At 59.0% G+C, this 12,541-nt stretch carries 7 protein-coding genes and 1 pseudogene; 2 read left to right on the top strand and 6 right to left on the bottom strand.

Annotated elements, in window-relative coordinates; all coding sequences use genetic code 11:
* Positions 1-552: 552 nt before the first annotated feature.
* The 6 genes and pseudogenes from SO156_RS10225 to SO156_RS10200 all read right to left on the bottom strand — a co-directional run.
* A pseudogene (locus tag SO156_RS10225) lies at positions 553-1,116 on the bottom strand (ATPase, T2SS/T4P/T4SS family); the annotation flags it as partial.
* 249 nt (positions 1,117-1,365) lie between these two features.
* Positions 1,366-2,838, bottom strand: coding sequence for an MFS transporter (locus SO156_RS10220; protein ID WP_498534689.1), 1,473 nt, complete (start codon positions 2,836-2,838; stop codon positions 1,366-1,368).
* The gene (locus SO156_RS10215; RefSeq protein ID WP_498534688.1) at positions 2,774-3,427 is read right to left on the bottom strand and encodes a ribbon-helix-helix domain-containing protein; all 654 of its coding nucleotides are present in this window, start codon (positions 3,425-3,427) and stop codon (positions 2,774-2,776) included. The genes SO156_RS10220 and SO156_RS10215 overlap by 65 nt, the downstream gene beginning before the upstream one ends.
* A gap of 629 nt (positions 3,428-4,056) precedes the next feature.
* A complete protein-coding gene (locus SO156_RS10210; protein ID WP_498534766.1) occupies positions 4,057-4,413 on the bottom strand; it encodes a group II intron maturase-specific domain-containing protein in 357 nt (118 codons plus the stop codon).
* Complete coding sequence (ltrA, locus tag SO156_RS10205; protein ID WP_498534687.1) at positions 4,410-5,453, bottom strand: group II intron reverse transcriptase/maturase; 1,044 nt, start codon at positions 5,451-5,453, stop codon at positions 4,410-4,412. The genes SO156_RS10210 and ltrA overlap by 4 nt, the downstream gene beginning before the upstream one ends.
* A gap of 783 nt (positions 5,454-6,236) precedes the next feature.
* Positions 6,237-8,039 carry an ABC transporter ATP-binding protein gene (locus SO156_RS10200; RefSeq protein ID WP_498534686.1) on the bottom strand — a complete coding sequence of 601 codons (1,803 nt, stop codon included), beginning with the start codon at positions 8,037-8,039 and terminating at the stop codon, positions 6,237-6,239.
* A gap of 1,272 nt (positions 8,040-9,311) precedes the next feature.
* Here SO156_RS10200 and cysD point away from each other — a divergent pair.
* Positions 9,312-10,247: a sulfate adenylyltransferase subunit CysD gene (gene cysD, locus SO156_RS10195; RefSeq protein ID WP_498534685.1), complete on the top strand. Its 936-nt coding sequence runs from the start codon at positions 9,312-9,314 to the stop codon at positions 10,245-10,247.
* On the top strand, positions 10,247-12,139 hold the full coding sequence (gene cysN, locus SO156_RS10190) for a sulfate adenylyltransferase subunit CysN (RefSeq protein WP_498534684.1): 1,893 nt from the start codon (positions 10,247-10,249) through the stop codon (positions 12,137-12,139). Before cysD ends, cysN begins: the two co-directional genes overlap by 1 nt.
* Positions 12,140-12,541 lie beyond the last annotated feature (402 nt).

The following is a 12,541-nucleotide window of genomic DNA, read 5'->3' as shown; positions in this document are numbered from 1 at the left end:
ACGCGCCTGAGACATCAACTCGATTATAGCAGCGAACTTTCCCTAAGAAATGGCAATAACATTAGCTGGCGAACGCTGGTACGATTGGAGCGAACCGCAGAACGATGAGATGCGTACGCATGGTCCGGTCAGGCATGTTAATCGGTTGCGCAACTATACTGAGTTCCCAATTTGAATTTCCCTAATTTGGGAGCCTCTGTAGCGGAAATCGGCGTCTATAGCGGGAATGCGAAGCTTTCATGCGATCAAGCTCCGACTTTTCGCGTCTGCGAGCAGCACATTTCGAGGTGATCTGAGCCTTCGAAGATCGAGCCCGACACGTCGCAGCGGCGCCTACACAATATTGGGCCGGTCCCAGCCATCGTTCCGTTCGTGCGAGATCATACCTAATCGCGGGGGCAATGCGCCAGCCGCATTCGCGGATCGAGCTGAGAGCCCGAGCGCCAGCTCGGGGAGTCAGGGTGACTAATTCTTGCTCTCTTCGAACCACTCTGGAAGTTGTGATAAGCTTCGACATGATGTGACGAAAGACGGCTTGTTTGAAGAAGGTCGAGCTGTGCCGTCCCGGGTGCGCAGCGCAACGAGATTCGGCGCCTTGCATTGAAGCTCTTTTGTATCTTCAATGAACGCGGTCCGACGTCTTGGCGACCTCAGCGAGAAGCGCATTTGTGAGAGTGGTTTTCCCGGTGGAGGTACCGCCCACAACCAGGATGTTATGGCGAGCAGCGACGGCAGTTCGAAGAGCGCCAGCTTGCTCGGCGGTCATGGTCTCGGCGGCGACATAGTCGTCCAGAGTGAACACAGCTACGGCCGGCTTGCGGATCGCGAATGCCGGGGCGGCAACAACGGGCGGCAGCAGTCCTTCAAATCGCTCCCCGGTCTCCGGTAGCTCGGCCGAGACGCGTGGCGTACCCGCATGAACCTCGGCACCGACGTGGTGCGCGACAAGCCGAATGATCCTTCTCCATCAGGAGCGGACAGGCCTTCGCCTGCCTCGGTCAGGCCACTCGACAGTCGATCGATCCACAGCCGACCGTCCGGGTTGAGCATCACCTCAACAATCGAGGGATCTTCTAAAAAGCGTGCGATCGCAGGGCCAAGCGCAGTGCGCAGCATGCGTGCTCCGCGCGAGATTGCCTCCGGCTGAAACGGCTGGATTGTCATCGATGTTCCAAGAGCCGAGGCACCCCAAGCGGCCTCAGATGGGTATGATTAGAAAAGCAGATCCTTCATTGGCGCAACGCGCGGCACGCGGTGATCGTAGGTTGGCGTAGGAAAAGAAAGATCGAACCGGAATGTCCGGACGCACCGGAATCGTTGATGGTCTCACGATTAAGCGAGGAGGGGCAGCGCATGCGGCTCGCACTACCATTCCTCGTCCTCAGGCTCGCGTACGTCAGCTTCTGCTGAGGTCACGGATACCTCAATCGCGCCTCTATTTGTTTCGAGATTGCGGAGAAAGAGTTTGGCGAGCCGTCTGCCCAAGTCTCCAAACCATGGGATCATGAACCAGCCTAGCGACAGCACCTGCACCCCGACGGCGCATGCGAACGCGACCTGGTAAGCAATGATCGGATAGTGACCTTCCTGAACGGACCATTGGTCAAGGATGAGTCCGGTCCCGTATTGGACGATGAAACACCAGCCGAAGTGAAGAACGTTCAAGCCGGCATTTGCTCTGCCGGTGAGCTCTCTTGGGAAATATTCTGCTACGATCGCATAGCTGAGAACCGTCGCTGCGCCGACAATCGAGATGACGATCCATGGCAATAGCGATGGCAATGGGAGGCGCAGGATCAATGCAAGCTCAGCCCCTACAAACAGCGCAGTCACTGCCGCGAACAGGCCTTCCGACCCTATCCCACGTCGGCGTAGCCGGTCAGCCAAAGTACCAAGTAGCAGCGCGCCGCCGCTGATCCCGAGTGCCATGATGAAGAGATGGGTGATCGAGGACTCGCGGGTGAGACCTTCGACGTTTGTCATCCAAGGTGCTGCCCACAAGGCCTGCAATGACCAGGCTGACCCAATACAGCTTGCCGAAAGCGGTGCTATCCGCCAGAAACGCCGATCTCTGTAGATCGCACTTAGTTTTATGGCGGTCGGCTGGGTCACCTGTGGTCGCGCGGCCTCAGGAACCATCCAAAAGATGAGGAGGGCCGAAGCGAAGGTGGCAAAGGCCAAGAGCTCAAACAGCCCACGCCAGCCCGTATATTCCAACAGCCACTGGGCTGGGGTTGTTGCAGTCACCGCACCCAATGCGCCGAGCATCATCAGGTAGCCATTGACCAAGGCAATACGTTCCCTTGGAAACCAGGTGACAATTGCCTTCAGCCCAGCCATGGCTGCAGCCGACACACCGATGCCGATCATCGCACGGGCGACCAGAAGCTCTAGAAATCCTGTGGACGCTCCAAATAGAGCCGCCCCGCCGCCGGCAATCATGAGGAGCACGCTCTGGACCCGCCGTGGGCCAAAACGATCCAGCAGTGTCCCGATCGGAATCTGGACGCCTGCGAAGACCAGGAAGTAAACCGACGTCAGCAGGCCAAGATTGGCAGCATCGAGGCCCAGATCAGCTGAGAGCTGCCCTGAGATCAGCGTGTTGATGGTGCGGAACAGATAGGAAAGGTAATAGCCGGCGACGAAAGGAAGAAAGACGCAGCCGATCAGGCGCCAAGTCGGAAGTCGGGGGCTGCCCTCGGATTGCGATGGATTAAGATTGGATAGGCCGTTCGCTGTCTCTTGTGTGCGGATCCCGCGATCGCCGGCCGATTTAGCAGAACGCGTTTGGCAGATTGTGAAAGTTACGGTTGCTGCCGCCCTCCTCGGCGGCAGCACTCGTATCGGCAGTTGGGTCTAGAATGGTAGCCGCGGGGCGTTTGTCGGCAGAATCCGCAGAGACTTGCGAAAGATTTTCGGCCGCATGATCGAAAGCATTGGCGGCATCGATTTTGTCGACCGTCTCTTGCAGTAAGGGCCGGTTCGAGCGCACGCGCCGGTCGACCTGTTCGGCCAGCGCCTTGAACCGTTCTTGGCCGAGTGCACAGGCTTCACGCTGCTGAGATCGTGCCATGTGAGGCGTGACGGTGAGATGATAGCGAGCATGCAGTGCAACTGTCTCGGCGATGATACGGACGTCGATGTCCAGACGTTCAAGTTGCCCGTTTATCCGATCGAGCGCCTCATGAATGAGACCTTCGATTGGCGGCGCTGGATCAAGGAAACGCTCAAGAGCGGCCTCCACGACCATACTCTTGCCAACTCCGGGCCGACCCGTTGCAACTTCGAGACGGCGGAAAATCGGTTCGGAAAGCTGGACGCTGACTTTTCTCGTTACGGCAGGGTTTTGCTGCCCCGTCCCCTCGCTAGCATCGGCTCGTTCCAAATTTGGCTCGTTCGTTTCGTCGAGCGCTGTTTCGAAGCTCATGCCCGCTCCTCCCGGATACAAAAAAGGTCCAGCCCGCCCATGGCTGAGCGCGGCGAAATCGGTTCGAAATGACAGTGATTGCCCCACCGATAATGGGACGTCACAAAGGGCAGGACGGCTGCTCGTTTCAATCGCGGGAAATTCGAAAGCGTAGTCTGGCGTAGCCAAAGAAAGGAACGGCGGCTTCGTGGGGTAGGCTGCCGCCGACGCTTTTGGGAAGTGGCGCGAGCGCAATCGAATCTGGCTGAAATCCGGATCGTCAACGGCTATCTCTTTGCACGGCCGGCCCCCGGACCGAGGACTCAGCGTTCCTCGATCCGAGCCGGCGGGCTGTAACGCACTGCGAGCAGAAAAAGAGGCGGCCATGACCAATCATGGCGGCCGGCAAAAGTCTGTCTACGCCAATGCCTACTGCGTTGGCGTTTGGCAGGTCGGAGCATGGGCGCTCCCACTTCCGTCCTTTCGGGGGCGACTAGACCTCATTTTTGAACAGTTTGGGCACGGCCTCGGCTCGAGTGGATCGGGGTATCGAAGGGCTCAGTCGGGACGATCGGGATAGGGGGGCGTCTCGCGACGCCGCCCCTCCCGCACCACCGGACGTACGGGTCCGTATCCGGCGGTTCAGTGGATTATGCATGCCGCTGTACCTCGACGGAAGGCAAGCCGAGTGAGCTGAAGAACGCGATTGGCATGGCAATGGTGAGCGCGGGACTGTTCGCGAGCCGCCAGGGGCCATGTGGGCTTCCGGCGGTTTTTGCCGCCCGATTCCGGCCGACGCCGCGGCATCGTAGCTCCGCAAAACGAGTGCTTCCGCACTTCCATTGTTTCCAGGCGATGGCGCGCAACCGCCGCCTGAGCCATTGGTCAAGGTCGCGCAATCTCGACGGGGTTTGGCAGAAGCCGAAGTAGCCGCGCCATCCAATCAGATAGACGGACAACTCCTTGACAATCTGCGCAAGGCTTCGACCACGCGTGCGCCGTGTCAGCTCCCGAACTTTCGCCTTGAAGCGGGCGAGCGCCTGCGGCGCGATGCGCCGTCGCGGTGCCGTCTCGCTAGTAAAGCTAAAGCCCAGGAACGTCCGCGCACTCGGTTGGGCAACCGCGCTCTTGGCCTTGTTGATCCTGAGCTTGAGGCGCATTCCCAGGAACTTCTCGATGCCCGCCAACACCCGCTCACCCGCCTTTTGACTGCGCACATAGATGTTGCAGTCGTCAGGTAGCGCACGAAGCGATGGCCGCGCTTCTGAAGTTCCTTGTCCAGCACATCCAGCATCAGGTTCGACAATAGCGGAGAGAGCGGTCCGCCCTGTGGCGTGCCTTCCTCCGTCGGACTGACAAGTCCTCCCTCCATCACACCCGCAATCAAGAATGCACGGATGAGCTTCAGAAGGCGCTTGTCAGCAACCCGCTTGGCCACCAGTCCCATCAGGATATCGTGGTTAACCCGGTCGAAGAACTTTTCCAGGTCGATGTCCACGACGACGGCGTGCCCGGACGCGATATACGCCCGCGCCCGTTCCACCGCCTGATGCGCCGAGCGCCCCGGCCGGAAGCCGAAGCTTGTGTCGGAGAACGTCCCGTCCCAATCCGCCTGCAGCACCTGCATCACCGCCTGCTGAATGAAGCGGTCAAGCACCGTCGGGATGCCAAGCGGCCGCCGGCCGCCCGATGCCTTCGGTATCTCCACCCGCCGCACCGGCCGTGGTTTGTAAGTGCCCTCAAGCAACTGGGCTCGGATCGTGAGCCAGTGCTCCTTCAGGTGGGCCGGCAGTTCTTCGACAGTCATCCCGTCGACCCCTGCCGCGCCCTTGTTGCGCTTCACTCGCGCCAACGCTTTCTTCAGATTTTCACGCTCGATTACTGCTTCCATCGACAGTACTGCGACTGCCGGGCGTTCGAGGTTGGCCTTCGACGCGCTTGCTTCGGTCTCTCGGGCGGCGGCGTATTGGGTTTCACCCACCGTTCCGGTGCCCGAGTTCAGCTTAATCTGATTCTTCTGCCGCATGGCTCGCGCGAGATCGACCACTCTACTAACCACTTCTACTGTTCGGGCCTTCGACGGCGCGCCGCCGCCTAATATGCCCTCTGCTGACTTCTGCGCCGCGGTCAGGCCTTCTTACGATGGCCTCAGTCCCGTCACCGGGACACAGCGCAGACCTCCCGAGGTAAGATCGACCGCCTTCTCCGCACACCCGCCGGATCTACCCTCCCGACCCTTGATGGCCTTGGACTTCGCGATCATTTGCTCGCTCGTCCTCCGGGTAGGCCTCGTTATCCGGTTCTTGTCCATCGGGTCGCGGATTTGCTCCACGCTTCCTTCAGACCTCACCTCACGGTAACGCCCTTGCGCTTCGCTAACCCTTCGCCGCCATCAGGCTGGATAAAGGACTTTCACCTCCAAGCTGTCGATCATGCTCGGCACACAAAAAGGGCCGCCCCAAAAGGGGCGGCCAGAGTGTGTTCGTCGCGGGAGGGAAAATACGACGAACGAGTTCAGCCATAGCTCGCCAGAGTCTCACCCAACCGACCAAGGCCGTGCAGCTGCGGCTTTCTGAGATCAGAACGCCACAGCGGCATATCGCCTTCTGTCGCCCGGAAGTGCGCGTCTCGAAATCGGGCGCACATCCCGCTGCACCGTAGCCAATTGTCGATGTTGATTGATGCAATGGTTCGTACGTTGACGCCGAAATTCGGCACAGAATGCTCATTTTGAGGGATTTCCACCCATTCTCTGGCTGCTTCTATTGGATTTCAACGACACTCAATTCGTGTTCCCGGCTCATCGACTGAGCTCTCAGTTCACTATTCGCTAACCCGCCGCTGAGATCCGGCCGAACTCGGTGGCTTGGCTCTCGAGCAGCCGCCGATAGATTCCCCCGGGCCGCTTAGTCAACGCGGCGTGCGTGCCCTGCTCAGCAATGACACCATCGTCAAACACTAGAATGCGGTCGAGGCTGCGAACGGTCGACAGCCGATGTGCGATCACAATCGAGGTCCGGCCCTTCATCAGCCGCTCCATCGCTTCCTGAATAAGGGCTTCCGATTCGGAGTCGAGGCTTGAGGTTGCCTCGTCTAGTATGAGGACCGGCGCATCCGCCAGGAAGGCGCGCGCCAAGGCGATGCGCTGCCGCTCTCCGCCTGAAAGCTTGACGCCGCGCTCGCCGACGAGCGTGCCATAGCCCCTGCGCAGGCGCAAGATGAACTCGTGCGCATTGGCCAGCTGCGCCGCCCGCTCGATCGCCCCCATACCAGCTCCGGGCCGGCCATAGGCGATGTTCTCGGCAAGCGAGCGGTGGAACAAGATCGGCTCCTGCTGCACGACCGCTATCTGGCTGCGGAGCGATTGCTGTGTCGCTAGAGCGATGTCCTGGTCGTCGATTAGAATGCGGCCGCCCGAGACATCATAAAGCCGCTGCACTAGCTTGACGAAGGTCGTTTTGCCGGAGCCGGAGCGGCCGACCAGACCAACTCGTTCTCCGGTGCGTATATTAACTGTTAGCTTGTCATAGAGGGGCGCTCGGTCACTGCCGTACTGGAAGGTCACGTGGTCGAATACGATCTCGCCGCCATCAATGGCGATCGGCCGCGCATCCGGCGCGTCCACTATCCCGATCGGCTCGCGATGGATGGCGACCAGCTCCTCCATGTCGTCGACCGAGCGCTGGAGGTTGTTGATGTAAAAGCCGACCTCGCGCAGATACCCGTGGATCACGTAGTAGCTGGTCAACACATAAGTGACGTCGCCCGGCGAGGCGAGCCCTGCCATCCATAGCAGCACCGAGCCGCCGATCACCGACGCCCGCAAACACAACAGGAGCGAGTGCTGAGACATGGCGGCGTAGTTGTAGCGTAGCCAGGTTCGCCGCAGCCGAATGCGCCAGCGGTCGATGGTGCGGACGAGCCGAGCATCCTCGCGCGCTTCAGCGCCGAACGATTTCACCACCGCATTACAAGTGAGGGCATCCGCCAGCGTGCCACCGACCTTGGTATCTAAGGCGTTGGAGATCCGTGCGGCCGGCGCGATATAGTGGACTGTGAGTGTCAGCGTCACCGCGACATAGATCGCCATACCAATCGCGATCACGCCACCCAACGCAGGCCAATGCAGCCCGAGCAGGATCATCGAGCCGACCAGTACCGTCAAGGACGGCATCAGAGAAATCAGAATGGTATTGTTCAGCAGGTCGAGGGCCCACATGCCGCGCGTGATCTTCCGCACGCTCGAACCGGCGAAAGAGTTGGCGTGCCAATCGGTTGAGAACCGCTGGATGCGCATGAACGTATCGCGCGCCACGTCCGACATCGTCTGAAGTGTGAACGGAGCGATTGCGTGCAGAGCAATGAGGCGCAGGATGACCGAAAGCAGACCGAGCCCGACGATGCCGCCGAAGGCGGCCAGCGCGGCATGTCGCGCTGCCTGATTGTAGGGGCCTAACGTCAATGCGTCGACCAGCTGGCCGGAGTAGACCGGCATGAATAGGTCTGCCGCCGTTGAGCCGAGGAAACCAACCAGTACAAGGGCGGCGCGGTAGGGCTGAAGCAACCAACGGCGAAAAACGAAGGGAAGAACTGCCCGGATCGCGATAGGACGTTTGTCAGCCAGAGCAGTCATGCCGCAATCCGGCCATCGCTAGTGCGCAAATCAGCTCCATCCGAATTGAGCCCTGCGTCGCAACGGCGCGATCGCGCACCGGCATTCGGTTGGCATTCCTTCTTCAAGCGAAGCGTTCGATGCCAACCGTCTGAGCCGCTCGGACCGGGCTCCATAGCTTTCCGCGGAAGCCTGGCGCCCTCACACGAGGGAGAACGCCTCTCCTCATTCGCCATTAGGGGCCTTAAGAATTCGTTCATTGTGACATCTGTGCGTGAGGACGACCTCTGCCTGTAAAGATTACGGTCGCCGCAATGCAGATCTCGCACGACGACGCCCCGCTTGCTTTGTGAAGCTTCCGTGCAGCGTGAGCGGTCGGCGGCACAACGAGCGTCCATGGTGTTCGAGGAGAAGAACGGATTGCATTTCATGACAGCCGGCGGGGAGACAGCACACCCATCAGGTTCGGCGGGCGAGATTTATGTTGGTTCCCGAAGACGCGCGGGATGCTCATGCTGTGCCAGTGTCGGTCATCTCAATCAATTGCTAAGGCTGGTAGTTGACTTGGGCGCAAGGCGCCGCAAGCGATGTCCGGCAAAAGGCCAATTTTGATACGTATCCACTCGTTACTTACGTAACGGGCTATCTACGGATCGGCCCATGAGACTACCTTCAGTTATCAGAATATTGAGTGCGACCAGAAGATTGAGACCAAGACCTCGGAAGCGTCACTATCCGCGATCTGAATGCGTCGCATCCAAAAAATCGATTTCACCAACCCACATTCTGCCGGGTAGGAAAAGTGCCAGCCATTGAGCAAGATGGTAGATTTCCTGTCGGGAAAACTACGATGAGTATGTCATCATGGACGCGGCAACCCACTTATAGGCGCGGTCTTCGACGACCCTGCACCAATAGCTGCAATGGCGGCCGGGCGCCTGCAAGCGCGAAAAGCGATGTTCATGCCCTTCCATTCAGCTAGACGGGCCGATCGCGCTTCGCCGGCCCCCGCCCGCAACAGCTTTGCGACACTTTAAACCAGCGTATGTTGAGGCAGCAACCAAGGGATGAATTGACCGTCACGCGGGCTCGCCCCCAGAATTCTATGTCCTTGGCGACGGTGAAGCTAACCTCTATCCCCGCTTGGACCGACCATGAATCAGATACCGCGGCGGGCCGAGCGATCCTTCTCCCAAGCGCTGCGACCACTGATCTCATAGGTAAGCCCTCACATGCGGCACGAGTACCGCAACGGCAATTTCATTGCGCGGGCACATCTCGAGGATGTTCAAGATGAACGTGCAGGACTTAATCCGACTCAAAACACACACACTGCCCCAGCATTTGCGGCGGCTCGAGGCTGAGTCGATCGAGATCATGCGCGAGGTTGTCGCCGAGTTCAAGAAACCGGTGATGCTCTACTCGATCGGCAAGGATTCCAGCGTCATGCTGCACCTTGCCGTGAAAGCCTTCTATCCGGCACAGCTGCCTTTCCCGTTGATGCACATCGATACGACCTGGAAATTCCGGGAGATGATCGCCTTTCGCGACCAAACGGCCAGACGCATCGGGGGCGATCTGATCGTTCATGTGAACAAGGACGGCATCGCGCGCGGCATCAATCCCATCGAGTCCGGCTCCGCGCTGCATACGCAGGTTATGAAGACCGACGCGCTCAAGCAGGCGCTCGACCTGTACGGATTTGATGCGGCATTTGGCGGCGCACGGCGGGACGAAGAGAAAAGCCGTGCCAAGGAGCGCATATTTTCGTTCCGCTCGGCAGGACACGCCTGGGATCCGCGCAACCAGCGGCCCGAACTTTGGAATCTGTTCAACACCCGCATCCGGCGGGGCGAAACGATGAGGGTGTTTGCGATGTCGAACTGGACGGAGCTCGACATCTGGGAATACATCATGTTTGAACGAATCTCCGTCGTCCCGCTCTATTTTGCGAAACAGCGACCTGTGGTGCATCGGAACGGCACGTTGATCATGATGGACGACGAGCGGCTCCCGCTCCGGCCAAATGAGACCGCCGAGATGCGGACGATCCGCTTCCGCACCCTTGGGTGCTACCCCCTGAGTGGGGCCATTGAGTCGGAAGCCACAACCATCGAGGACATCGTAGCCGAAATGCGCCTTGCGAAAGTATCGGAGCGCCAGGGGCGTCTCATCGACACGGATGAGGCAGCTTCGATGGAGAGGAAGAAGCGGGAAGGATACTTTTGATGGATACGGACGCTGTTCGCTGCATCGGCGAGCCCGTTAGCAAAGATCAATTGCGGTTCATCACTTGTGGCTCGGTCGATGACGGCAAATCGACGCTGATCGGGCGCCTCCTGCACGACAGCAAGATGATCTATGAGAACCATCTGCAGGCGCTTGCGCGCGACAGCGTTAAGCACGGCACGACGGGCGAAGAGATCGACTTTGCCCTGTTGGTCGACGGCCTTGAAGCTGAACGCGAACAAAGTATTACCATCGACGTCGCCTACCGGTTCTTCACCACGTCGCGCCGATCGTTCATGGTCGCCGATACGCCAGGTCACGAACAATATACCCGCAATATGGCGACCGGCGCCTCCAACGCGCAGCTCGCCATCATCCTGATCGATGCGCGCAAGGGAGTCCTGGTGCAAACCAGGCGCCACTCGTTCATCTGCTCGCTATTGGGCATCCGGCATGTCCTTGTCGCAGTTAATAAAATTGACCTCGTTGACTACCGGAAGGATGTCTACGACGGCATCGTGAGCGACTACGTCGGCTTTGCTTCGGCGCTCGGCTTCAAGTCGATCGTTCCAATCCCGATTTCTGCCAGACACGGCGACAACATCATCTACCGATCCGGCAACACCGATTGGTATCACGGCCAGTCCCTGCTGGATTACCTCGAGACTATCGACATTCAGCCCGAGACGACCGACCTGCCCTTCCGCTTTCCGGTACAGTGGGTGAACCGCCCCAATCTGGATTTCCGGGGGTATGCGGGCACGATCGCCTCGGGAAATATCGCGGTTGGCGACGAAATCATCGTGGCTGCATCGGGTCGCAGCTCGCGCGTGATGCGGATTGTAACCGGTGATGGTGATCTTGCGGGTGCAGAAACTGGCGATGCAGTAACCATCACGCTCGAAGATGAGATCGATATCAGCCGCGGCGATGTGTTGGCAGGTCCGACGCGGCGCCCCGAGGTCGCCGACCAGTTCGCCGCTCATCTGATCTGGATGGATGAGGAGCCGATGATGCCGGGCCGCTCCTATGCATTTCGGATTGGCACGCAATCGATTGCTTCCGGCCACGTCACGCGTATCAAATACAAGATCGACGTTAATACCCGTGAGCCTCCCCTTGCGGCGACCACGCTGGGCCTCAACGATATCGGCTTCTGTCACGTCGCGACCACTCGGCCTGTGAGCTTCGATCCGTACCACGTCAATCGGCGCACTGGGTCCTTCATCGTGATCGACCGCTACACCAACCGTACGGTTGGTGCGGGAATGATTGATTTTCCGCTGCGCCGCTCGAGCAACGTCGCCTGCCAACCCCTGACGATCGGCATGCAAGAACGTGCCGCGCTCAAGCGGCAGAAGCCGTGCATCATCTGGCTGACCGGTCTTTCCGGCTCCGGCAAGTCGACGATTGCCAATATCGTCGACCAAAAGCTGTTCGCGATGTCGCATCACACGATGCTGCTGGACGGCGACAATCTCCGTCACGGCCTCAACCGCGATCTCGCTTTCACTGAAGCAGATCGGATCGAAAACATTCGACGAGCTGGTGAAGTGGCGAAACTGATGCTTCAAAGCGGCCTGATCGTCATCTGCTCGTTTATCTCACCCTATAAGGCGGACCGGGACATGGTCCGCAACCTCGTGGGGAAGGGCGAATTCGTCGAGGTCTTTGTGGATACGCCAATTGACGAATGCATCCGGCGCGATCCAAAGGGCCTTTATTCCAGAGCAAAGTCAGGCAATATCAAGAACTTTACAGGCATCGATGCCCCGTACGAAGCGCCGAACGCGCCGGAGGTGCACTTGAAGACACTGGACGAGCCACCGGAGCAGTTGGCGGATCGGGTTCTGGATGCGCTTGCCACACAAGGGATTATTTCCCTGACATAGCCGGACAGAGGTACCCAACCCGAACAAATGGGGCGAAGTTCGCTTCGCTCCATTTCAGCTGCTTAAATCTTCGGCTGGAAACTAATCACGGGTCGTGGCGGAGATCGCAATTCAGCTGACCAGTCCAGATTTGCGAAAAGCGCTGTAAAGTCCGCGTAGTTAGCAGCTCTAGCCAATCTGGCAACAAGCTGACAAGCTGATGTTGCGTTTGTCGCAGGCCGATGTTGAGCCGCGGTCGCCTTACCTCGAAGTGTGGAGCGCCGATCTGTAGCTGGAGTCTTTGGACTTGCTGACTGACTTAATTGCATGTGGTGCAAGTGCAGGGCAGCATAGAGACGCTCTTGAGACCGGCGAACACGATGGAATGACTGAATGACCAAAAGAGCATTAGCCGGAAGCGCA

It is taken from the genome of Bradyrhizobium sp. UFLA05-125 (genome assembly GCF_059803515.1).
The sequence above is the reverse complement of the archived record's forward strand: the minus strand, read 5'-3'. Positions and strand labels throughout refer to the sequence as shown.

Bases quoted from the DNA above. Each gene is read 5' to 3' on its own strand.
- SO156_RS10215 (WP_498534688.1), bottom strand. From the start codon at position 3,427: ATGAGCTTCGAAACAGCGCTCGACGAAACGAACGAGCCAAATTTGGAA.
- SO156_RS10200 (WP_498534686.1), bottom strand. From the start codon at position 8,039: ATGACTGCTCTGGCTGACAAACGTCCTATCGCGATCCGGGCAGTTCTT.
- cysD (WP_498534685.1), top strand. From the start codon at position 9,312: ATGAACGTGCAGGACTTAATCCGACTCAAAACACACACACTGCCCCAG.
- cysN (WP_498534684.1), top strand. From the start codon at position 10,247: ATGGATACGGACGCTGTTCGCTGCATCGGCGAGCCCGTTAGCAAAGAT.